This is a genomic window from Subtercola boreus, assembly GCF_003399645.1.
Lineage (GTDB): Bacteria > Actinomycetota > Actinomycetes > Actinomycetales > Microbacteriaceae > Subtercola > Subtercola boreus_A.
Window position 1 is genome coordinate 204,559 of the sequence record NZ_NBXD01000007.1, and the last position, 21,839, is coordinate 226,397.

Consider the following 21,839-nt stretch of genomic DNA (forward strand, 5'->3'; position numbering starts at 1 on the left):
GTGTCGAAGCGGGGTCGGGCCGGAGCCCGGGCGCCAACGACAGCCCATGATAGCGCGGGGGTCGATCAACTAGTATTCCATGGTGGATGCTCCGACCGAGGCCGACAGGCCCGCCAGCACTGGCCGATCGGTGCCCCGAAGCGCCCAGACGGTAGGGCTCGAAGCCCGTCTGCGACAGATCGCCCCGCACCTCGGGGTCGCCGTCGAGAGTGCCGGCTCCGAGGGGTCGGCGGGCGGTTCCCGGGGGTCGGCGGGCGGTTCCGGGGGGTCCCCGGCGCACCCTCCGGCGGCCGGCGGGCTCGCTGCCCACATCGCCTCGACGGTGCGCCAGTCGAGGCGCGACGCCGACCTCTGGCTCGCCATCGTGGGCTTCACCGCGGTGTTCCCGACGATCGACGAACACGCCGCCGTGCGCCGCAGCCTCTCCCGGTCCGACCCGGCAGACACCCTCGGTGTGCTCGCTGCCCTGCTGGAGGGCCTGGCTCCGATCATCCGCCGGTCACCGGCTCCGGAGGCCCGTATCGAGGTCGTGGCGAACGCCGTCGTCATCGATGCCACCTTCAGCGGTCGCTCGGATCACAACACCGGGGTGCAACGGGTGCTGCGTGAGACCGCATCGCGCTGGAACGCCGACCGGGAGCTCACTCTGGTCTGCTGGAACGAGGAGGGCACCGCGATGCGTCGCCTGGCCGGCCGGGAGGTCGACCGGGTCGTCGACTGGGCGAACTACTCGAGCCTCAGCGGCGCCGAGCGCGTGGAGCGGGCGTTCCACGGCGACGTGCGCGAGGTCGTCGTGGTTCCGGTGTCGAGCGTGGTCGTCGAGATCGAGGTCGCCCAGCTGGCGACGGCCGCCCCGCTCGCCGCGCTCGCGGCGGTGTCGGGAAACGGGGTCGCGATCGTGGGGCACGACGCCATTCCCATCGTGAGCGCCCAGAGCCAGGATCCGGGGGAGATCGAGCGCTTCGCCCGTTTCCTCACCGTGGTGAAGCACTCCGCCCGCGTCGCCGGCGTCAGCGCATCGGCGGCGACCGAGTACGCCGGGTTCGTCGATGCCGTGCGCGCCCAGGGCCTGCCCGGCCCCGCCGTCACGGCCGTTCCGCTGGCGATGAACCCGCCCACCGCGCTTCCGGCGCGTCCGGCGGTGCGTGCGGCGGTGCGTTCGTCTGTCGGCACGGCCACAGAGGGATGGCCTCTCGTGCTGGTGGTCGGCAGCCAGGAGCCGCGCAAGAACCACAGCGCCATCGTGTTCGCTGCCGGGCAGCTGTGGGAAGCCGGCATCCGGTTTCGCCTGCGGTTCATCGGAGGCGGCAGTGGCCCGGGCATCGCGGCGTTCGATGCCGAGCTGCGACCACTGCAGAAGAAGGGTGTCGCCATCGAGGTGCTGCGCGGGACGAGCGATGCCGTTCTGCTCGACTCGTACCGCGAGGCTCGCTTCACCGTCTTTCCGTCACTGCACGAGGGTTTCGGCCTTCCGGTCGCCGAGTCGCTCGCCCTCGGCGTGCCCGTCATCACGTCGAACCACGGCAGTCTCCAGGAGGCGGCGGAGGGCGGCGGCTGTCTCACGGTCGATGCCCGTGACGACGAGGCGGTGCGTTTCGCGATGGAGCGGTTGCTCACCGACGACGAGCTGTACTCCCGGCTGCGGGCGGAGGCCGAGAGGCGATCGTTCCGCACCTGGAACGACTACGCGGCCGAGCTCTGGAGCGATCTGGTGGTGCCGGTGCAGCAGGCGCTGGGGGCGGATGCTGCGGCCGCCGCCGAGCATCCGGAGCCCCCTGCACCAGCCGAGCCCGTACCCTCCGCCACCCTGCAGCTCGCGCTCGACACCTGGTTCCAGGCCGCCCGTGCCGACATCGCCACCGCCTACGCGAAAGAGAACTCCCGAATCAGCCAGGCGAAGAAGGTCGTGCCCCTCGCACGCTTCTTCGTCGCCCGCTCGCGTGAGATGGGCGTCGGCCCGGCCTCGCAGGCGGCATGGAAAGTCGTCAGACGCCGACTGGTTGGAAGCTGATTCCCGGTTTCGGGTTGCTACAGTGATGATCTTCGAAAACCGAGCACCAGGAGTGACCACATCGACGCCTCACTGACTCCCACTGAGGTGCGCCCGCGCCGACGACGGAAGCCCTGGTCGACCCGTCGTCGCGTCGTCGCCATCGTCATCATCGTCGTCATCAGCCTGCTGGTGGCTCTGGCCTGCATCATCGGCTGGGTCGCCTACCAGGCCGTACAGGCGAAGGACTCCCTGGAGAAGGCCCAGGGCTCGGTCAGCGACATCCAGGCCAATCTGACCTCCCTCGATGTGCGCGCGCTCACGGCCTCGGCGAACGCCTTCGCGGCGAATGTCAGCGATGCGCGCAGCCATACGAACGACCCGCTCTACAAGCTCGCCGAGAACGTGCCCTCGGTGGGGCCGAACCTCACCGCGGTGAGGCAGCTCACCGACTCGCTCGACGACCTCAGCACCCAGGCCCTGCTGCCGGTGGTCGACTTCTCGAAGACGCTGACTCCGGATGCTCTCAAGCCCGTCGACGGAAAGCTGAACGTCGAGCTGCTGCGCACCGGCGACGCCACCCTGCAGGCCGCTGACACCGCCATCGTCGTCACGACCGGCAGCCTGCAGACGATCGACACGGCCGACACGATCGGCCAGGTCGGATCGGCGAAGACCACGATGGTGAACGCGCTTGCCAAGGCGCACGACCAGATCGTGAAGGTGCGCGGCACGGTCGCCACCGTCGAAGGCATCGTGGGCATGAACGGCCCGAGGCACTACCTGCTGGCGTTCCTCAACAACGCCGAGACCACAGCGCTGGGCGGTGGGCCGGCCTCGATCTCGATGCTCACCGTCGACAACGGCTCGTTCGCCATCACCGACCAGGCCTCGAGCCAGGACTTCCCGATCACCGACGGACCGGTCAGGGACATCGACCAGAACATCAAGAACATCTTCGCCCCGGGTGTGGTGTCGACGCTGAACTGGTCGACCAGCCGCCCCGACTTTCCCACGGCCGCACTCACGATCAAGGCCTTCTGGAACACGTACAAGACCCCCGACACGATCGACGGCGTCATCTCGGTCGATCCGCTCGCGCTCGCCGACGTGCTCGGGGCGACCGGTCCGATCACCATCCCGGGAACAGACGGGATGCCCGACGATCAGATCTCGGCCGACAACGCCGTGGCGCTGCTGCTGCACGACGTCTACCTGCGCTACCCGAACAGCCAGATCGGCGATGAGACCGACCTCTTCTTCGCCAGCGCCGCGAAGAGCATCTTCACCGGACTGGTCACCACCAACACCGACCCGACGAAGCTCTTGGCCGCGGTCGAGAAGAGCATCAACACCGGCAATCTGATGGCCTGGAGTGCCAACGCCGACGAGGAGGCGCTGCTCAAGGGAACGAAGCTCGAGGGAGTGCTGCCGACCGACAACGCGAAGCAGACGCTGGTGGGCGCCTATTTCAGGGACGTCACCGTCTCGAAGACCGACTTCTACCTCGAGACGAAGGTGAATCTCTCGACCGACGTCTGCACGAACCCGAACAACCCGACCTTCACCGAGACCATCATCCTGCACTCGACGATCACCCAGGAAGAGGCCCAGAACCTGCCCCTCTACGTGGTCGGCCAGAACTTCAAGGGCCGAAAGTTCAGCACTGAGGTCTACGGTTACGGGCCGGTCGGCGCGAGCATCACGTCGACCACGGTGGGGGATTCGAGCGTGGGAGGTTCGAGCCGTTCCTCTGCAGAAGATCTCGGTCGCCCCGTCGGCCGGGCCATTGTCGATCTGGCGCCCGGCGAGACGAACACCGTCACCTTCACATACAGCGGAGCGGCCGGCAGCTACGGCACGCCGGTGCTGCAGACCACGCCCATGATCAACCAGACGGCGGTCGCCGTCGATGCCGCCGGGTGCAAGTGAGCGCATCCGCCGACCCCTCTCTTTTCGCCGGCTGCGCCGGTCGGCGGCTAACATGACTACAGCCCGCCGGGTCGACGGTGGGCAGAAGACCGAGAGGCAGGAGCGGAGCCATGGCTGATCGCACCTCCGAACCCTCCCGGCTCTCGAACCTCGCGTCGGCCTTCTGGGACAAGCTGTTGCGCTACGCGCTGAAGTTCGGGGTCGTCGGCGGCGTCGGCTTCGTCGTCGACTTCGCGATCTTCAACTGGCTCCGGGTGGGCGGACTGGGCGAGGCGCACCTGCTCTCGGGCCCGATCGGGGCGAAGGTCGCAGCCGTGGCGGTCGCGACCATCGTCACCTGGTTCGGCAACCGCTACTGGACGTTCAGGGAGCACCGGCGCAAGAACTACCTCCGCGAACTGTTCGAGTTCGCGGTCGTCGCCGTTTCCGGCCTGCTCATCAATCTGCTCTGCCTGTGGATCTCGCACTACGTGCTGGGCTTCACGTCGCTGCTCGCCGACAACATCTCGGGCCAGTTCATCGGCACGGCGCTCGCGACCCTCTTCCGCTTTCTGCTCTACCGCTACTGGGTCTTCGGACACCACCGTTCGAACACCGTGGTCGGTGCCGAAGAGCAGGCCGAGGCCGGCGCCGCAGCGATTTTCGAAGACGACGACTACGCTGCGGCCGACGTGGCGGCGAAGAAGCGCCGCCTATAATTGTGCGGTGCCAGAAGATCCCGCTGAATCGTTCCCGACCGACCTGACGAACCGCATCGGCGCGCTCGAGGCCGAACGCCTCAGGCTCCAGAAAGAACTCGACCAGATCGCGAACCGCGCGCTGGATCGCTGGCTCTCCGTCGAGGTGTACGAGTCGCACGCCGTCGAGTCGATGCAGCAGACGCTGTCGTGGAAGGTGACGAAGCCCCTCCGTGCGGTGCGCGAGGCGCAGCTCAACCGGCCCGGATCGAGCGGGCGTCGGGGCAGCACTCCGTGACGGAGCTCTTCTCGCCGGTGGTGCCGGAACGGGCATCCGAAGCCCTGCGGGAGGCACTCGGGCGCCGACTGGGCGTGGTGGCCGAGGTGCTGCTCGGCGACAGCGCGCGCGCGGCACCGGGTGCACACAAGGCGTCGGACGCGACCGCCGCGCTCATCGCCCGCGGCTCGGGCGTCGTCGCCGATGTGCTCGCGCGCCGAGTGCGGCAGAACCGCTGTGAAGACGAGCTGTGGCTGCTGCTCGTGGCCCTCACCGCCTCGTTTCCCCACACCGACCTCGTGCTGCGGGCCCGCCGCGCACTCGGGGTGGCCTCGCCCGAGTTCGCCCTCGCGGCCGTCCTCGAGGCCGTGTACCAGTCTCCCGAGCGCCTCGAGTCGCTCGGCTACGACCTCACCGTCGAGAGCGTGTCGGCGGTGGCCGATGTGGACTTCTGCGCCCGCTACGACCACAACACGGGCATCCAGCGCGTCGTGCGTGAGACCATGTCGCGCTGGAACGGTGTGCACGATGTGCGGTTCGCCTGCTGGAGCGAGGGCGACGACGCGTTCCGGGAACTGACCCCGCTTGAGCGACGCCGTGTGGTCGACTGGAACGCCTATCGCGCAGAGGGTCCTTCCGCCCGACGCTCACCGAGCCCCGATGCTCCGACCGGCACCCCGCCCGCCCGCCCGACGCTCGTCGTGCCCTGGCACACGACCGTCATCCTGCCGGAGGTCGCTCACGCAGGGCTCTGGGCGCCGCTCGCCTCACTCGCCCGGTTCTCGGGCTCGAGGGTCGCGATGATCGGTTACGACACCATTCCGATCGGCAGTGCCGACGCGATCATGCCGATCGAGAGCGAGAAGTTCGCGAAATACCTGACGGTGGTCAAGAACGCCACGCGCATCGCCGCGATCAGTGCATCGGCGGCAGACGAATTCCGGGGCTTCGTCGGTGCGGTGTCGGCGCAGGGCGTGACCGGGCCGCACGTGGGCTGCGTCACGCTCGCGGTCGAGAGCCCGGGGCAGAGGCTGCCCGCGCCCGGGGCGGCACGCGACCCGGCCGCCGGCTCCGCGGGTGCTGACGACGCGCATCCGGCCCCCCTCGTGCTCATCGTCGGCAACCAGGAGCCGCGCAAGAACCTGCTCGCCGTGCTCTTCGCCGCCGAGACCCTCTGGCGTGAGGGCGTCTCCTTCCGGCTCCGGATGATCGGCGGCGGCCGCCCCGACTACACCCGCATCATCGACCGGGAGTGCCGCCGCCTACGGCGGGCGGGCTTCGCGGTCGAGGTGCTGCGCGGCGCCGGTGACGAGGTGCTCGCCCGGTCGTACCGCGACGCGTACTTCACCGTCTTCCCCTCCACCCACGAAGGCTTCGGCCTGCCGGTCGCCGAGTCCCTCGCCATGGGCGTTCCGTCGATCACCTCCGACTTCGGCAGCACCCAGCAGATCGCCGACGGCGGGGGATGCCTCACCGTCGATCCGCGAGACGACCAGTCCATCATCAGGGGCATGCGCCGGCTGCTCGGCGACCCCGCCGAGCGGGAACGACTCGCCGCCGAAGCCCGCGCCCGCGTGCCGCGCAGCTGGGACGACTACGCCAGCGACCTCTGGAACGAACTCCTCGAGCCTTTGAAAGAGACATCATGAGCACATCCGCTCTTCTGGCACGACTCGCCACCCTGGCCGACACCCTCGGGCTGGAGGGGGCATCGGGCATCACCGAACATCTCGACCGTCTCGCGCCGGCACTCGGTACCGACACCGCCCTGCTGTGGCTCGCGCAGGCGACGATCGCGGCCGAGCTCCCCGAGTCGACGTCGTTCGAACAGTTCCGGCGGGCGGCGAGGCTGATCGGCACCCGGGCGGCGCTCGACGAGGTGGTCGCGCGCGCGAAGCGGCCGCTCGCGCCGAACCGCAACGTCACCGTGCGCATCGTGCGCGACAGCGTGATTGTCGACGTTCACCACACCGCGCGAACGGGGCTCGCCACGGGCATCCAGCGCGTCGTGCGGCAGACCATCGTCGAGTGGTCCAAGGGCCGCGAGATCGAACTCGTGGGCTGGGACCCGCGCTTCCTGGGCCTCCGCCGGCTCTCGGCCCCCGAGCGCCAGAACGCGCTCTACGGCTCGGTGCCGAACATTCCCCGCTCGAAGAACCGGGTACTGACGATCCCGTTCCAGAGCACGTACATCCTTCCCGAACTCGCGATCGAGAGTGAACGCACGGGCCGCATCTCGTGCCTGGCCGAGTTCTCGGGCAACAAGACCTGCGTCATCGGCTTCGACTGCGTGCCGCTCACCTCCTCTGAGACGGTCGGCGACGGCATGTCGGCAGCTTTTGCCCGCAACCTCGCCGCCATCGCCCATTTCGACCGGGTCTCGACGATCTCCGGCGCCGCAGCGACCGAATACCGGGGCTGGCGCAGGATGCTCAGCGGCGCCGGTCTCGAAGGCCCGGAGATCGAGCCGCTCCTGTTGCCGAGCGTCGCCGAGGAGGTGGCGCCGGCCGACTTCGACCTCGCTCGCGCCGAGCTGGTTCGAGGCGATGCGCCGCTCGTCGTCTGCGTCGGAAGCCACGAGCCGCGAAAGAACCATCTCGCGGTGCTCTACGCCGCGGAGCGGCTCTGGCGGGAGGGCGTCGTGTTCCAGCTGGTCTTCATCGGAGGCAACGGGTGGCACGGCGACGAGTTCCGGGCGGAGCTCGATCGCCTGGTGGCGGAGGGGCGGCCGGTGCGCGCGATCTCGGCCATCTCCGATCCGCTGCTCTGGAGCGCCTACCGGCTCGCCCGGGTCACCGTGTTCCCGTCGCTGAACGAGGGCTTCGGGTTGCCGGTGGGGGAGTCGCTCTCGGCCGGAACCCCGGTGGTGACCTCGAACTTCGGCAGCATGAAGGAGATCGCCGGCTTCGGCGGGGCGATCTTCGTCGACCCGCGTGACGACGACGACCTGTACCGGGGGCTTCGCGCCGGCCTCACCGACGACGAGCTGCACGCCCGGCTCGTCGCCGAGGCGGCGCACCTCCCGGCCCGCGGCTGGGCCGACTATGCGGCCGAACTCTGGGACTACTTCGAGAAGGCCCCCACGCGAGCGTAGAGGCTGACGCACAGCCCCGACCGCGTAGTATTTAGCGTTGGACGCGCCCTGGCGTCCTGTGGTTTGGTATCGAGGAGATGTATGGCGACTCAAGCCGAGGTGAGGGCTGCGCGTCTGGCCGAGCTTCCCTTTGAAGCGTCGGCGAGTGCTGGCCCCAGGTCTGTCGGCGGGTTCGTCACCTCCGTCAGGGAGATCTTCTCCCACCGGGAACTGCTCGACCTGCTCATCAGGCGGGAGCTGAAGTCACGCTACAAAGACTCGGCCCTGGGATTCCTGTGGAGCCTGATCAAGCCGCTCGTGCAGCTGATCATCTACTACGTGTTCATCGGCCAGGTGCTGGGCGCCGCACGGAACGTCGCCGACTTCGCCATCTTCGTCTTCGCCGGCCTCACGCTCTGGGGTCTCTACAGCGAGACCATCTCGACGGGAACCGCCTCGATCGTGTCGAACGGCGGGCTGATCAAGAAGGTCTACCTGCCGCGGGAGATCTTCCCGCTCGCGGCCACCGGCTCGGCGATCTTCAACTTCCTCGTGCAGATGCTGGTGCTGATCGCCGCCATCCTGGTGCTCGGCCAGTTCCCGGTCTCGCTGAACCTGCTGTACGTGCCCGCCTCGATCGCGGTCGTGCTCATCTGGGGCGTGGCATTCGCCGTGCTGCTCTCGGCGCTCAACGTGTACCTCCGCGACATCCAGTACCTCGTCGAGGTCGTCATGCTGCTGCTGTTCTGGGCCTCGCCGATCGTCTACTCGTGGAGCTTCGTCGTGACCGCGGTGAAACAGCACACCTGGCTGCTTGACGTGTACCTGCTCAACCCGATCTCCCTCGCCATGCTCGCCTTCCAGCGGGGCCTCTGGCAGGCGGGCAACCAGACCCGGGTCATCGACGGCAAGACGATCCCCCCGCAGGACTGGCCCGCCTCCATGGAGCTGCGGCTCGTGGTGGCCGCCGTCGTCGGGCTCGTCGTTATGTTCATCGCCCAGCGCATCTTCGCGCGCCTGCAGGGCAACTTCGCCCAGGAGATCTGATGCCGGCCCTTCACAACGCACCCACGGTGGTGCGAGCGACGAACGTGTCGAAGCGCTTCGTCATCCGCAAGGAGAAGTCGCTCAAGGAGCGCATCGTCAACTTCGGGCGCTCGCAGAAGCACAAAGACGACTTCTGGGCGCTTCGCGATGTGTCGTTCGACATCACCGCCGGCACCACGATCGGCCTGGTCGGGGCGAACGGGTCAGGCAAGAGCACCCTGCTGAAGGTGCTCGGCGGCATCATTCAGCCCAATGACGGAAAGGTCGAGCGGCGCGGCCGGCTCGCGGCCCTGCTCGAGCTCGGCGCGGGCTTCCACCCCGACCTCACGGGGCGCGAGAACGTGTACCTGAACTCCTCGATCCTCGGGCTCAGCCGCAAGCAGACCGACGAGTACTTCCAGTCGATCGTCGACTTCAGCGAGATCGAGGAGTTCATCGACACGCAGGTGAAGTTCTACTCCTCGGGCATGTACGTGCGGCTCGCGTTCGCGATCGCGGTGCACGTCGACCCCGACATCCTCCTGGTCGACGAGGTTCTCGCCGTGGGCGACGAGCCGTTCCAGGAGAAGTGCATGGCGAAGATCCGGGAATTCCAGCAGGAGGGGCGAACGATCATCCTCGTCAGCCACTCGGCGAGCCAGGTCGAAGATCTGTGCGACCGGGTCGTGGTGCTCTCCCACGGGCATGTGGTGTTCGACGGGGCCGCTGCAGAGGGCATCCTCGCGCTCCGCGAGTCGTTCGAACACTGACCGGGGGCAGCTGCGCTCAGCGCTCGGGCAGCGGCTCGGGCAGCGGGTCGAACTTGACCTTCGTCGCCAGCAGCACAAGCAGCAGGAAGTTGCCCTCGATGAGCAACCGGCTCTCGGTGAGACTCTGGATGACGAGCGCCGTCAGCAGCAGCAGTGGCAGCAGGGCGATCGCCCGGTAGTGCAGGCGGCCGCCGGCCGTCGGCCCGGGCGTGGGTGTCGGGTCGACGGCCATCCACCAGCTGCGCACCGCCGTCGCGGCGATCAGGCAGCCGAACACGAACACGCCGACCACGCCGAGCTGCAGGAAGATGTCGATCCAGGCGTTGTGCGCCTGCAGATAGACCGTGCCGTCGATGACGATCAGGCTCTTGAAGGGCTCGACCCACGGCGCCCAGTAGCTGATCCAGCCCCAGCCGAGAAACGGATGCTGCCAGGCCAGGTCGATGACCGTGTTCCAGATCGCGAGACGGCCGGTGAGGTCATCGCTCCTCCCGAGCAGCGGAAAGAACCGGTCGGCGAGCTCCACGCTCAGCACGGCAAGCCCCACGACACCGGCGATGCCGAACGGATAGATCGACAGTCGGCGCGCGACGGGAACGCGCCTGATCGCCAGCGCGACGACCAGCACGAAACCCACCGCCATGGTCGCCATCAGCACGGTGGCCGACCGGGTGAGGCCGTGCTCGAGCAGCGCAAGACCGATCCACGCTCCGCTCGAGATCGGCCCACGCGTCTTCGAAGCCCACTCGACAGCGAAGACGATGAGCGCCAGCAGCACCAGGAACGCCAGCAGGTTGCGGTTGCCCACGATGCCCTCGATCGGACCGCCGTCGAGCAGCGACGCCGTGCTCCACTGGTAGTCGGGCGGCACACCCTGCCCGCCTGAGAACAGCCAGACGGCGCCGACCGGATGCCCGACGAAGACGGCCGTGAACAGCTCGAACACGAGGGAGAGGCCGAGCAGCCAGCGGAGCGCCGTACCGAGGGCGGTGAGGATCTCAGACCAGGTGAGCGTGAGGGCGATGAAGACCCCGGCGACGCTCGCCAGCAGCTGCGCACCCACCCCGAGCAGGGTCGCACTGTTGTACTGCGACCACACGAAGCTGCCGGCACACAGCACGACGAAGGCGGCGAGCGGTTTGGAGTAGCGCATCCAGGGCAGCCGCAGGCGCCTCACGTTCTGAACGAGAACGACGCCCGCGGCGACCGACAGGCCGGTGACCAGCACGATGAACGCCGGCCAGCCGAGAAGGCTCTGCCAGGCATCCGCCCCGAGCGCCGTGAACAGCACGAACCCCGCCAGACGGATGCGGCCCGCCGGTCGATGCTCAGCTGGGCCCACGCCGGCCAGAGGCTCCGCACGCCCGCGGCGCGTGGAGGGGCCGGTGGGGACCTGAACCGGCACACTCCGTGTCGGGGTCGTGAGCAGGGGGTCGTCGGGGGTGGTCATCAGGGCTTCAGGCTACGCAGGGCGTCGCCGACAAACTCCTGAAAATGACCGCCCGGTTCGCCAATCGTTACCGACCAGCGTACGAATCGTTATACGAAGGCCGCGAACCCCGTGATGCTGCGGCCGACGATGAGCGTGTTCATCTCGCGCGTGCCCTCGTAGGAGTAGAGCGCCTCGGCGTCGGCGAAATGCCGCGCGACGTCGTACTCGAGCACGATGCCGTTGCCGCCCAGCGCCTCGCGGCACCACGCCACGGTCTCGCGCATGCGCGCTGTGGCATACGCCTTCGTGAGAGCGGAGTGCTCATCGCGCTGCGTTCCCGCGTCGAGCATCTTCGACACCTGCACCACCATGCCCAGGCTCGCGGTGATGTTGCCGAGGCTCTTCACGAGCAGGTCCTGAACGAGCTGATGTGAGGCGATCGGCTTGCCGAACTGCACGCGCTGCTTCGTGTAGCGCACGGCGGCGTCGTAGGCGCCGATCGAGTTGCCGACCGCAGCCCACGCCACCTCGGCCCGGGTCAGTCGCAGCACCTTCGCCGTGTCGCGGAAGCTGTTGGCGTTGTGCAGGCGCATCGACTCCGGCACCCGCACGTTCTCGAGCGTGATGTCGGCGTTCTGCACGATGCGCAAGGACTGCTTGCCCTCGATCTTCGTCGCGGTGTAGCCGGGGCTGGAGGTCTCGACGATGAAGCCCTTCACCTGCCCGTCTTCGGCCGACTTCGCCCAGATGATGGTGATGTCGCTGAAGGTCGCGTTGCCGATCCAGCGCTTGGAGCCGTTCAGGATCCAGTCGCCGGTCGCCTCGTCGCGCGTGGCGACCGTTCGGAGGCCCTGGGCCGAGTCCGACCCCGAATCGGGTTCGGTGAGGCCGAAGGCACCCACCACGTCTCCGGTCGCCATCTTCGGCAGCCACTCGGCCTTCTGCGCTTCAGACCCGCCCACGCTGATCGAACCCATGGCGAGCCCGTTGTGCACGCCGACGTGGGTGGCGACCGAGGCATCGATGCGCGCCAGCTCTAGGGCGACGAAACCGCGGAACACGGCCGAGTTCTCGAAGGTCTTCGTCTCCTTCCAGGCGAACTCGTAGAGACCGAGCTCGGCGAGCTTCTTGATCACCTGGTGCGGGAACTCCGCTTTCTCCCAGAGGTCGTTCACGATCGGCTTGACCTCTGCCTCGAGGTACTCGCGGAGCGCGGCGAGGCGTTCCTTCTCCTCGCCGGTGAGGAGGTCGGAGTAGCCGAAGAAGTCGCTGGCCAGAGGCTCGAAAGTCATCGTGTGATCATCCATTCGTGTTCGACGTGCAGCGTCACGGCTGCGTGAAATCCGCCGCCAGCCTACGTCTCCCGCCCGGGTCTTCACACCCAGTTGGTAGTTTGGTCCAAGAGGGTGCGAACTGTGGTTCGACCCGTTGTAGAACGCTCATAACCCCCGCGCCCCTGCGCCCGCTCCGCCGCCCACCCGGGCCCGATCGTCAGGACACCGCCATGTTCGTCCCCATCTCCAACGCCCCCCGCGACTATGCGTGGGGTTCTGAGAGCGACATCAGCGACCTGCTCGGAACCGCCCCGACCGGCCGGCCGCAGGCCGAGCTCTGGCTGGGTGCGCACCCGTCGTCCCCCAGCGTGATCGACGACCCCGCCGAGGTGGGCGGTGCCGCGAACCTGGCCGAATGGATCGCCGCTGACCCGAGCGGGGCATCCGGAGCCCACGGCCAATTGCCCTACCTGCTGAAGATCCTCAGCGCCGGCGCCCCGCTCTCGCTGCAGGCCCACCCCACGCTCGCGATGGCGAAGGAGGGGTTCGCGCGAGAGAACGCCGCGGGCCTCGCGGCCGACGCGCCGAACCGCAACTACAAAGACCCGCTGCACAAGCCCGAGGTGATCTACGCGCTCAGCGACACGTTCGACGCGCTCTGCGGCTTTCGTTCGCTCCGTGAGATCCGCAGCATCCTTTCCGTGCTCAGGGCTGCGGATGACCGGCAGAGCGCTCCCGCACCCGAACTCTTCGACGCGTTGGCCTCACGGCTCGACGGCACCACCGAGGAGGCACTGTCGACGAGTGTGGAGTGGCTCCTCTCGGGTGCCGACGAGGTCACGGAACTCGTCGGGCGGGTCACGTCGCTCGTGACCGGGAGCGAGGCCGCTGCCGACCTGCTGGGCGGGGAGTACGGTCTCGCCCTCACGACGGTGCGCGACCTCGCCGCGGTGTACCCGGGCGACCCCGGGGTGGTGATCTCCCTGCTGCTGAACAGGGTGACGCTGAAGCGGGGGGAGGCGCTGTTCCTCCCGGCCGGCAACATCCACGCCTACCTGAAGGGTCTGGGCGTCGAGCTGATGGCGGCCTCCGACAACGTTCTGCGGGGCGGGCTCACGCCGAAGTACATCGACGTTCCCGAGCTCCTGCACGTTCTGCAGTTCGAGTCGCTCCCCGTGCCGTATCTCGAACCCGGGCATCCGTCTGTCGGCGTCGAGGAGTTCCAGCCCGACGTCACCGACTTCGTGCTGGTGCGGGTGGCCGTCGATGATGGGGCTCCGGATGCCCGCTACCTGCCCCTGGGGCCGGCCATCGTCATCACCACCGCCGGCAGCGTCACGGTCTCGTCGGCGGTGGGCAGCGCCGTCGTGCCGCGCGGCGCGTCGCTCTACATCACGCCGGACGAGGGTGAGCTGACGTTCAGCGGGGCCGGCGAGCTGTTCCTCGCGGCGCCGGGCGCCAGCGCCTGACGCAGAACGGGAAGGGGACGGGGGCCGGGTTGCCTCCCCAACTGGGGTCAGACACGCCGGGCGCGCCAAGACTCTTAATCAGCGGTTGAGGGTTTACCATCTGCGACTTGACGTGGGCGAACTACACCGGTGTAATTATGGCTAGGGGTTTTTCGGCTAGGCCCGGCAGGTCGGGGTCTGTCAGAAAGGAGAGCGTGATATGGCGCAAGCAGAGTTCCGCTCAGATCGTACGGGGGCAGACCCCTTCGCAGGGTTGAAGCGCCCGAGTGGGGTGCCCGACGACTGGTTCGTCGATCCGGTGCTGCTCGGTGTTCCCGGCGTTCCCGGGGTTCGCCCGGCTGACGACAATCCGCTCTCGTGGCAGACAGACTCGCTCTGCGCGCAGACCGACCCCGAAGCCTTCTTCCCGGAGAAGGGCGGCTCGACCCGCGACGCGAAGCGCATCTGCCAGACCTGCGAGGTCAAGGCACAGTGCCTCGAGTACGCGCTCCAGAACGACGAGCGCTTCGGTATCTGGGGCGGTCTGTCAGAGCGTGAGCGCCGCAAACTGCGCAAGCAGGCCGGCTGAGGGCCTGTCAGCCCTCTCGCAGAGCCCGTTCAGGCTCACCCCCCTATTTCGAGGCGCGCCGATGGTGCAGCCGGTTTGGCCGGGAGCTGTCCCTAGTGTCTAAGGGATGCAAGCCCGAGTAACTGCCGTTCTCGTCGTCCACAACGGAGGCGACAGGCTTCCGCGCACCCTTGATGCGCTGCGAGGCCAGATTCGGCAGCCCGATTCGCTGATCGTGGTCGACGTGGCGTCGACGGATGATTCGGCGGGCCGTCTCACGGCGATGCAGCCGAACGGCTTTCTGTCGGCATCCACCCGTCTCTCCTTCGGAACGGCCGTTTCGCACGCCCTGGGCGTCGTGAGCCCGCCGCAGTCCGAAGACGAGTGGCTCTGGCTGCTCGCCCACGACAGCGCTCCCGAGCCCGACGCGCTCGCCGCCCTGCTCGGCGCAGTCGAGGTCAACCCCTCCGTCGCGATGGCGGCACCCAAGCAGACGGAGTGGGACGAGCCCGGCTTCATCGCCGGTTTCGGCGAATCGATCACCCGCTTCGGCGCCAGCGTGCAGCTCGTCGAACGAGAGCTCGACCAGGCTCAGCACGACCGCATGAGCGACGTTCTCGGTGTGGGCGCGGCCGGGCTGCTGGTGCGCCACACGGTCTTCAACGAACTCGGCGGCTTCGACCCCGCGCTGCCGACCGCCGACAATGCTCTCGACTTCTCGATTCGGGTGCGTCTCGCCGGTCACCGGGTCATCGCCGTTCCCTCTGCCCGGGTTCAGACGAGCGGCGACGGGTATGCCGGGCCCGGCACCTCGATCAAGGGTGGCGACCGTCGTCGCCGGCAGTCCGTTCGCCGGGCTGCGCAGTTGCACCGCCGACTCGTCTACGCGCCGGCGATCGCCGTCCTGTTCCACTGGCTCTCGCTCGTTCCGCTCGCGGTCGCCCGCACCTTCTTCCAGGTGCTGCGCAAGCAGCCCGGCGCGGTAGCGGGCGAGTTCGCCGCAGCGTTCCGCACCGCCTTCAGCGGCCACATCGGCGATGCGCGGCGCAAGATCCGAACGACGAAGAAGGTCGGTTGGGGAGCGATCGCCCCGCTTCGGGTGCCCAGCGCCGAGGTGCGCCGACGCAATGCCCTCCTGCGCGAACTCGCGCTCTCCCGGGCCCGAGGTGCGCGGGGCGCCCACGAGGAGCTGCAGTTCTTCTCCGGCGGCGGTCTCGCCCTCGTCGCGACCGCCGCCGTCGTGAGCGCCGTGCTCTTCTTCCCGCTGGTGCGCTCGCAGGCCCTGGTCGGGGGTTCCTTCCTGCCCCTGTCGAACACCCCGGGCGGGCTCTGGGCGAACGTCGGCTACGGCTGGCGTGACCTCGGCCTCGGCTTCGTGGGAGCATCCGACCCCTTCACCTACGTGCTCTCGATTCTCGGCTCGGTCACCTTCTGGTCGCCCAGCATCGCCCTCGTCGCGCTCTACCTGCTCGCTTTGCCTCTGGCCGCTCTTGCGGCGTGGTTCTGCGCCGCAAAGCTCACCACGCGTGCCGGCCTCCGAGTGTTCGCCGTCGTGCTCTGGACCATCGCACCGCCCTTCCTCGGCTCGCTCGACGCCGGCCAGCTCGGCGCCATCCTGGCCCACCTGCTGCTGCCCTGGTTGCTGCTCGCCGCCCTCTCGGCCGCGCGCTCGTGGTCGGCCTCGGCCATCGCCTCGCTGGTCTTCGCCGCTCTGGTCTCGGTCTCGCCGTCGCTCTGGCCGGCCCTGCTGGTGATGTGGCTCGGGGCCGTGGTCTTCTCGCGCCGGGCTGTGGCCCGGTACATCGGAATTCCGCTGCCGGCCCTCGTGCTCGCCCTGCCGCTCGCCTACGGGCAGTTCGTTCGCGGTACCCCGTTCGCGTTCTTCGCCGATCCCGGGTTGCCGAACGCCCACGGACCAGTCAGCCTCGTCGATCTGCTGCTGGGCATGCCCGAGTCGGGCTTCGCCGGCTGGTCGACGCTCGGTTCGTCGGTGGGCATCGACCCCTCGATGATCGAGCTCGTGTCGGTCATCCTGATTCTGCCGCTCGGCCTCATCGCGCTCGTCGCGCTTTTCCTGCCCCGCCCGGGTCGGGCGGCGGTGGCCGGCGCGATCGCCGTGCTCGGCTTCGCTACCGCCTTCGCCGCGACTCTCTTCACCGTCTCCTCCACCGGGGCAGAGGCCGTGTCGATCTGGCCCGCGCCCGGCCAGAGCCTCTACTGGCTCGGCCTCGTCGGGGCTGCCACGGTGGGGCTCTCGACCTTCACCCGGCTGGCGAGCATCCCGGCCCTGGTTGCGACCCTGGCCATCGCCGTGCTCGCCGTGCCCGTCGCCACCTCGACGCTCGCGGGTACGAGCGAGGTGCGGCCGTCGACCGGTGCGTCGCTCCCCGCCTTCGTGACGGCTGAAGCAGCGGGCAACCCCCGCGTCGGAACGCTGGTACTGACCCCGCTTGCGACAGGAGCCCTGCAGGCCGCCGTCGTGCACGGAACAGGGGCCACGCTCGACACGCAGTCGACACTCGACGCGACCCTGCCCACCCTGAGCCCCAGCGACGCGCAACTGGCCGACCTGGTGGGCAACCTCGCCTCGCGGAGCGGCACCGATGCCAGCGTCGAGCTGAGCCAGCTCGGCGTCGAGTTCATCGTGCTCTCGCCGCCCACGGGCACCAACGCCTCGGGGGATGCGAACGCGGTTGTCGCACGCGCCGCCAGTTCGCTCGATGCCAACGCGTCGCTGACACCGATCGGTGAGACCTTCGCGGGTGGGCTCTGGCAGATCACCGGCTCCGACGGGTTCTCGGCCCTGCCAGCGCCGAATCCGACCAACACGGGAACGTCGCTCGGGCTGCTCATCCTCATCGTGCAGGCGATCGTCTTCGGCCTGGCACTGCTGCTCGCGCTCCCCGCGGGCCGGCTCGAGGCTCACGGGCCCAAGGCCGCCACCGCCGTCGACGAGGTTCCTGAGCCGGTGTTCGTCGACGAGGAGGAGCTTGCGAGGCTCGAGGAGCGTAATGCCCGGGAGCGCGCCGAGCGTGAGGCCGACAGGCTCGGGGCCGATGGGCCGGGAGGTGCCGGCGCCAGCTCCGAGTCCGGCTCCGAGGCCGAATCCGGCGGCAGTTCCGCGTCCGGCCTCGACGACACGCGCCGCGGAGACCTCGTGACCACGCCCGTCGATCGAAGCAGCGAGGGGTCTACCCGTGCCGAGTAGGACCTCCATCGCCCGCACGGGTGTTCGCATCCTGACGAGCGTCGTCGTGCTGGCCGCCGGTGTGGTGGCTGTCACGGCGGCAGCATCCGTGCCGTGGCCGTCTGTCACCTCGGGTGTGCCCAGCGTGCTCGTCACGCCGGTCGCGTCGGATCAGACGCGGGTCTGCTCCGGCCCGCTGCTCGCCGTCGCAACCGACGGATCGACCTCCACCCCGACCCTCGCGTCGATCGGTGGCACGGCAGGCATCTCGGCGGCTTCGCCGACCGGTACGGCCCTCCTCAGCGGTGAGCTCGCGACACCCGATACCCCCGACTCCACCGAGAAGCCGCAGAAGATCACGGCGACGGGCGCCGACGGCGTGCTGATCGCGGGCAGCCAGTCTCAGCAGCTCGACGAAGCCGACCTCACCGGTCTCGCCTCCTCAGCGTGCGCCGAGGCCACCGCGGAGAGCTGGCTCGTCAGCGGATCGACCACCACCGGCCGCTCGAGCACCGTGGTGCTGAGCAACCCCACCGCGGTCAGCACCACCGTCTCCCTCACGATCTACACCGAGGCCGGGTTGGTGCAGGCGCCGGGCGCCAATGGCATCATCGTTCCCGCGAACAGTCAGAAGGTGCTCACGCTCGCGGGTCTTGCTCCGGATGCCGTGTCGCCGGTCATCCACGTCACCGCGACGGGCGGGCGGGTGCTGGCCACCCTGCAGCAGAGCGTCATCCGAAGCCTCGACCCGGGCGGGGTGGATGTCGCGGGCCCCACTGAGGGCCCGGCGCTCACGCACACCATCCCGGGAGTGCAGATCGTGAGCACCAGCGCGATCGCCGAGCGCGCCACCGACGCGGCGTCGAGCGACCTGCCCGCCGCGCTGCGGGTCTACGTGCCCGGGGCCGCCGGCGCGACCCTGTCGGTCACGCTGAAGAGCGAGACCCTCGGCGTGCCCGATGTCACTGCGAGCTACAGCGCCCTGGCGGGGGTCGTCACCGACTTTCCGTTCCCCTCGCTGCCCGACGACGACTACAGCATCACGGTCGCGTCCGATCAGCCGGTCGTGGTGGGTGCGCGGTCGTCGGTGGTCAGCGGCGGCACCGACTTCGCGTGGTACCAGGCGAGCCCGGCGATCGGCGGAACGTTTCTGTTCACGACCCCGATCGGCCCGAGTCCGCGGTTGATGCTCGCCAACTCACAGGGCTCCGATGCGGCGGTCACGCTGACACCGGCCGCCGGGGAGCCGATCACGGCAACCGTTGCGGGCAACTCGGCGGCGGGCATCCCGATCTCGGCGACGATGGTGTACACCGTCACCACCAGCCAGCCCCTGTCGGCCGCGGTCGGGTTTCTGGGCGACGGGTTGATCTCGGCGTACAGCATCAGCCCGCCGAGCCCGCTGGCCGCGCCGGTGACGGTGTACCCCGGGGGATAGCGGCGGGTTCGTGCGCCTGAGCGCTGCGTGTCGGGCGCCGCAGTGTCGGGCGGCGAATGTCGTGCGTGGCTCGTCTGTCGCGCGTCGTTCGTCTCTAGAAGTGCCGGAACCTGTCGGGCGACAGATCCCACGGGTCTTTGCCCAGCAGCTCCGCGACCGCGCGGAAGACGCAGCTCTCGATGACCATGCGCTTGTGCAGCTCGTCATCGCGGTGCAGCTTCGACATGCGCTGGATGGGCAGCCGAAAGAGGATGATGCGTCGCCCGATCACACTCCAGCGCGCCACGGCGGCACCCTCGACGGGCATCCCGAGCGGAATCGCGCCGATCTCGAACCGCACGTCTGCCAACTCCTCCGGCCAGACACCCTTGAGGTAGTCGGCCGTTGACGCGACCGTCATCTCGAACAGGTCGATACGAGTGCGGAGGGGAGGCAGATGCGGGCCGGTCACCGACGAGCGCAGGGTTCGACCGTGGCGGTTGCGGAATCGTGCCGAGGAGGTCTTCGCTGAGCCGGAGCGCCGTGAACGTGGCATGCCTCCAGCTTACGGCGCGGCACCCGGGGTGTGGGCCGTGCTTCGGCTTACCCTGACAGGGATGAACACCAGAACCTGCTCGCGTGCGACCTGCGAGAGCGAACCCGTCTCCACCCTCACCTATGTCTACGCCGATTCGATGGCGGTGCTCGGACCGTTGAGCCTGGAGCATGAGCCCGGCAGCTACGACCTCTGCCCGCGCCACACGCAGTCGATGTCGGCGCCGCGCGGCTGGCAGGTCGTACGCTACGTCTCGGTGGGCTCCGAGTACTGAGGTCGGGTACCCCCCGGCCCGTGTCGTCGCGGTGTCAAGCCGTCCCTGGCCGCCTGGGACTTGAGGCCGATTTCGGGTCGGGGCGCCGTCGGCAGGCGATAATGGAGGCATGACTTCCGTTCTTTCTGCTGCGCCCGCTTCTCCCGCCGTCACCGCCCTGCCGTTCAAGGTGCGCGATCTCTCGCTCGCCGAGTCCGGCCGCCACCAGATCCGCCTCGCCGAGAACGAGATGCCCGGGCTGATGGCCCTGCGCGCGGAGTTCGGCGAGACCAAGCCGCTCGCCGGCGCCAGAGTCATGGGCTCGCTGCACATGACCGTGCAGACCGCCGTGCTCATCGAGACTCTCGTAGACCTTGGCGCCCAGGTGCGCTGGGTCAGCTGCAACATCTTCTCCACGCAGGACGAGGCGGCCGCGGCCATCGTCGTGGGCCGCACGGGAACGGTCGATGCCCCGGCGGGCGTCCCGGTCTTCGCATGGAAGGGCGAAAGCCTCGAGGAGTACTGGTGGTGCACCGACCAGGCGTTCGACTGGCGGGCCGAGGCCGCGGCATCCGGTGCCGACTTCACCGGGCCCAACATGATCCTCGACGACGGTGGCGACGCCACCATGCTCGTGCACAAGGGTCGCGAGTTCGAGCTGGCGGGGGCGGTTCCGGATGCCCAGTCCACCGACACGTACGAGTACACGGTTGTGCTCGACCTGCTCCGACGCTCGCTCGAATCGTCGTCTGACCGGTGGACCACCATCGCGGCCGACATCCAGGGCGTGACGGAGGAGACGACCACCGGCGTGCACCGCCTGTACGAGCTCGCCGCCGCCGGTAGCCTTCTCTTCCCGGCCATCAACGTGAACGACTCCGTCACGAAATCGAAGTTCGACAACAAGTACGGCATCCGGCACTCGCTGCCCGACGGTCTCAACCGCGCGACTGACGTGCTGATTGGCGGCAAGGTCGTCTTCGTCGTCGGCTACGGTGACGTCGGCAAGGGTGCGGCCGAAGCGCTCAAGGGCCAGGGAGCCCGCGTGATCGTCAGCGAGATCGACCCGATCAATGCCCTGCAGGCCGCCATGGACGGCTTCCAGGTCGCGCGCATCGAGTCGGTGCTCGACACGGTCGACATCTTCGTGACCACCACCGGCAACCAGCACGTCATCACGGTCGACCACATCCTCGGTATGAAGCACCTCGCCATCGTCTCGAACGTCGGTCACTTCGACGACGAGATCGACATCGCCGGCCTCGAGCGGGTCACGGGCGCCACGAAGGTCGAGATCAAGCCGCAGGTGCACGAGTGGCGCCTGCCCACCGGCCGTTCGGTGCTCGTGCTCTCCGAGGGTCGCCTGATGAACCTCGGCAACGCCACCGGGCACCCGAGCTTCGTGATGAGCAACTCTTTCGCGAACCAGGTGCTTGCGCAGATCGAGCTCTGGGTCTCACCCGAGAAGTACCCGATCGGTGTCTACGTTCTCCCCAAGTTCCTCGACGAGAAGGTCGCCCGCCTGCACCTCGACGCCCTCGGAGTGGAGCTCACCGAACTCACCCCCGCCCAGGCCGCCTACATCGGCGTCCCCGTCGAGGGCCCCTACAAGGTAGACCACTACCGCTACTGATCCGCCCGGCTCATCCGGGGCGGCGGTCGCCGCCTCGGCTGCAGCCTCCGCGACACCGCACGCAGCGTGCCACCAGTGCGTAAAAGAGGATGTCGGGCCCCGCAGTACTCACCAGTACCGTGTCGGGGCCCGACATCCTCTTTTGCGCTACCGCCCCGCGGTCCTTGCCGGTACGTGTCCCGCCCGATGTCCTCGTTTACGCTGTGGTCTGGCGGGCTGAGCGGCGATCGTGCGGGCCGATTGCCAGGGTCTCGGAGCTGAGGAAGGACTTGGGTGAGGCCCGTGGAAGCAGCGGGCCAAGGCCCTGGAGCCTGGAGCCTGGAGCC

Annotated in this window: 16 protein-coding genes and 1 pseudogene; 14 read left to right on the forward strand and 3 right to left on the reverse strand. The window is 68.7% G+C overall.

Translation table 11 applies throughout. The annotated features are described in order from the left end of the window. The first annotated feature begins 82 nt into the window (after positions 1-82). The 8 genes and pseudogenes from B7R24_RS03260 to B7R24_RS03295 form a co-directional block, all read left to right on the forward strand. Positions 83-2,011 (forward strand): glycosyltransferase, encoded by a 1,929-nt coding sequence (locus B7R24_RS03260; protein ID WP_147303947.1) that lies wholly within the window; start codon positions 83-85, stop codon positions 2,009-2,011. Positions 2,012-2,098: 87 nt separating this feature from the next. Next, complete coding sequence (locus B7R24_RS03265) at positions 2,099-3,922, forward strand: DUF4012 domain-containing protein (protein ID WP_116417549.1); 1,824 nt, start codon at positions 2,099-2,101, stop codon at positions 3,920-3,922. A 110-nt stretch (positions 3,923-4,032) separates the two neighbouring features. Beyond that, entirely contained in the window at positions 4,033-4,620 is a 588-nt protein-coding gene (locus tag B7R24_RS03270) for a GtrA family protein (protein ID WP_116417550.1), read from the forward strand. Positions 4,621-4,627: 7 nt separating this feature from the next. After that, the gene (locus B7R24_RS03275; RefSeq protein ID WP_116417551.1) at positions 4,628-4,897 is read left to right on the forward strand and encodes a hypothetical protein; all 270 of its coding nucleotides are present in this window, start codon (positions 4,628-4,630) and stop codon (positions 4,895-4,897) included. Beyond that, complete coding sequence (locus B7R24_RS03280; protein WP_116417552.1) at positions 4,894-6,525, forward strand: glycosyltransferase; 1,632 nt, start codon at positions 4,894-4,896, stop codon at positions 6,523-6,525. Before B7R24_RS03275 ends, B7R24_RS03280 begins: the two co-directional genes overlap by 4 nt. After that, positions 6,522-7,970 carry a glycosyltransferase gene (locus B7R24_RS03285; protein ID WP_172582688.1) on the forward strand — a complete coding sequence of 483 codons (1,449 nt, stop codon included), beginning with the start codon at positions 6,522-6,524 and terminating at the stop codon, positions 7,968-7,970. Before B7R24_RS03280 ends, B7R24_RS03285 begins: the two co-directional genes overlap by 4 nt. Positions 7,971-8,051: 81 nt before the next feature. Continuing rightward, positions 8,052-8,996: an ABC transporter permease gene (locus B7R24_RS03290; protein WP_116417553.1), complete on the forward strand. Its 945-nt coding sequence runs from the start codon at positions 8,052-8,054 to the stop codon at positions 8,994-8,996. Next, positions 8,996-9,739, forward strand: a pseudogene (locus B7R24_RS03295) (ABC transporter ATP-binding protein); the annotation flags it as partial. The gene B7R24_RS03290 and the pseudogene B7R24_RS03295, both read left to right, overlap by 1 nt. 22 nt (positions 9,740-9,761) lie before the next feature. Here the strand turns inward: B7R24_RS03295 and B7R24_RS03300 are convergent. Together B7R24_RS03300 and B7R24_RS03305 are read right to left on the reverse strand one after the other, a co-directional pair. Next, entirely contained in the window at positions 9,762-11,195 is a 1,434-nt protein-coding gene (locus B7R24_RS03300) for an O-antigen ligase family protein (protein ID WP_116417555.1), read from the reverse strand. 89 nt (positions 11,196-11,284) lie between these two features. Further along, positions 11,285-12,469 (reverse strand): acyl-CoA dehydrogenase family protein, encoded by a 1,185-nt coding sequence (locus tag B7R24_RS03305; protein ID WP_116417736.1) that lies wholly within the window; start codon positions 12,467-12,469, stop codon positions 11,285-11,287. 212 nt (positions 12,470-12,681) lie between these two features. On the opposite strand from B7R24_RS03305, the gene manA reads away from it, so the two are divergent. From manA to B7R24_RS03325, 4 genes are all read left to right on the forward strand, one after another. Continuing rightward, positions 12,682-13,920, forward strand: coding sequence for a mannose-6-phosphate isomerase, class I (gene manA, locus B7R24_RS03310; RefSeq protein ID WP_116417556.1), 1,239 nt, complete (start codon positions 12,682-12,684; stop codon positions 13,918-13,920). Positions 13,921-14,119: 199 nt separating this feature from the next. Further along, a complete protein-coding gene (locus tag B7R24_RS03315; protein ID WP_116417557.1) occupies positions 14,120-14,488 on the forward strand; it encodes a WhiB family transcriptional regulator in 369 nt (122 codons plus the stop codon). 106 nt (positions 14,489-14,594) lie between these two features. Beyond that, on the forward strand, positions 14,595-17,675 hold the full coding sequence (locus tag B7R24_RS03320) for a glycosyltransferase (protein ID WP_116417558.1): 3,081 nt from the start codon (positions 14,595-14,597) through the stop codon (positions 17,673-17,675). After that, entirely contained in the window at positions 17,665-19,092 is a 1,428-nt protein-coding gene (locus tag B7R24_RS03325) for a DUF5719 family protein (RefSeq protein WP_116417559.1), read from the forward strand. The genes B7R24_RS03320 and B7R24_RS03325 overlap by 11 nt, the downstream gene beginning before the upstream one ends. Positions 19,093-19,186: 94 nt before the next feature. Here B7R24_RS03325 and B7R24_RS03330 read toward each other — a convergent pair whose 3' ends face one another. After that, positions 19,187-19,627, reverse strand: coding sequence for a metallopeptidase family protein (locus B7R24_RS03330; RefSeq protein ID WP_116417560.1), 441 nt, complete (start codon positions 19,625-19,627; stop codon positions 19,187-19,189). Positions 19,628-19,688: 61 nt separating this feature from the next. On the opposite strand from B7R24_RS03330, the gene B7R24_RS03335 reads away from it, so the two are divergent. After that, entirely contained in the window at positions 19,689-19,901 is a 213-nt protein-coding gene (locus B7R24_RS03335) for a DUF3499 family protein (protein ID WP_116417561.1), read from the forward strand. 109 nt (positions 19,902-20,010) lie between these two features. Beyond that, positions 20,011-21,513, forward strand: coding sequence for an adenosylhomocysteinase (ahcY, locus tag B7R24_RS03340; RefSeq protein WP_116417562.1), 1,503 nt, complete (start codon positions 20,011-20,013; stop codon positions 21,511-21,513). Positions 21,514-21,839: the final 326 nt, after the last annotated feature.

Coding starts and splice junctions, on each gene's coding strand:
- B7R24_RS03335 (WP_116417561.1), top strand. CDS start 19,689: ATGAACACCAGAACCTGCTCGCGTGCGACCTGCGAGAGCGAACCCGTC.
- ahcY (WP_116417562.1), top strand. CDS start 20,011: ATGACTTCCGTTCTTTCTGCTGCGCCCGCTTCTCCCGCCGTCACCGCC.
- manA (WP_116417556.1), top strand. CDS start 12,682: ATGTTCGTCCCCATCTCCAACGCCCCCCGCGACTATGCGTGGGGTTCT.
- B7R24_RS03270 (WP_116417550.1), top strand. CDS start 4,033: ATGGCTGATCGCACCTCCGAACCCTCCCGGCTCTCGAACCTCGCGTCG.
- B7R24_RS03305 (WP_116417736.1), bottom strand. CDS start 12,469: ATGACTTTCGAGCCTCTGGCCAGCGACTTCTTCGGCTACTCCGACCTC.
- B7R24_RS03330 (WP_116417560.1), bottom strand. CDS start 19,627: ATGCCACGTTCACGGCGCTCCGGCTCAGCGAAGACCTCCTCGGCACGA.
- B7R24_RS03285 (WP_172582688.1), top strand. CDS start 6,522: ATGAGCACATCCGCTCTTCTGGCACGACTCGCCACCCTGGCCGACACC.
- B7R24_RS03300 (WP_116417555.1), bottom strand. CDS start 11,195: ATGACCACCCCCGACGACCCCCTGCTCACGACCCCGACACGGAGTGTG.
- B7R24_RS03320 (WP_116417558.1), top strand. CDS start 14,595: ATGCAAGCCCGAGTAACTGCCGTTCTCGTCGTCCACAACGGAGGCGAC.
- B7R24_RS03315 (WP_116417557.1), top strand. CDS start 14,120: ATGGCGCAAGCAGAGTTCCGCTCAGATCGTACGGGGGCAGACCCCTTC.
- B7R24_RS03290 (WP_116417553.1), top strand. CDS start 8,052: ATGGCGACTCAAGCCGAGGTGAGGGCTGCGCGTCTGGCCGAGCTTCCC.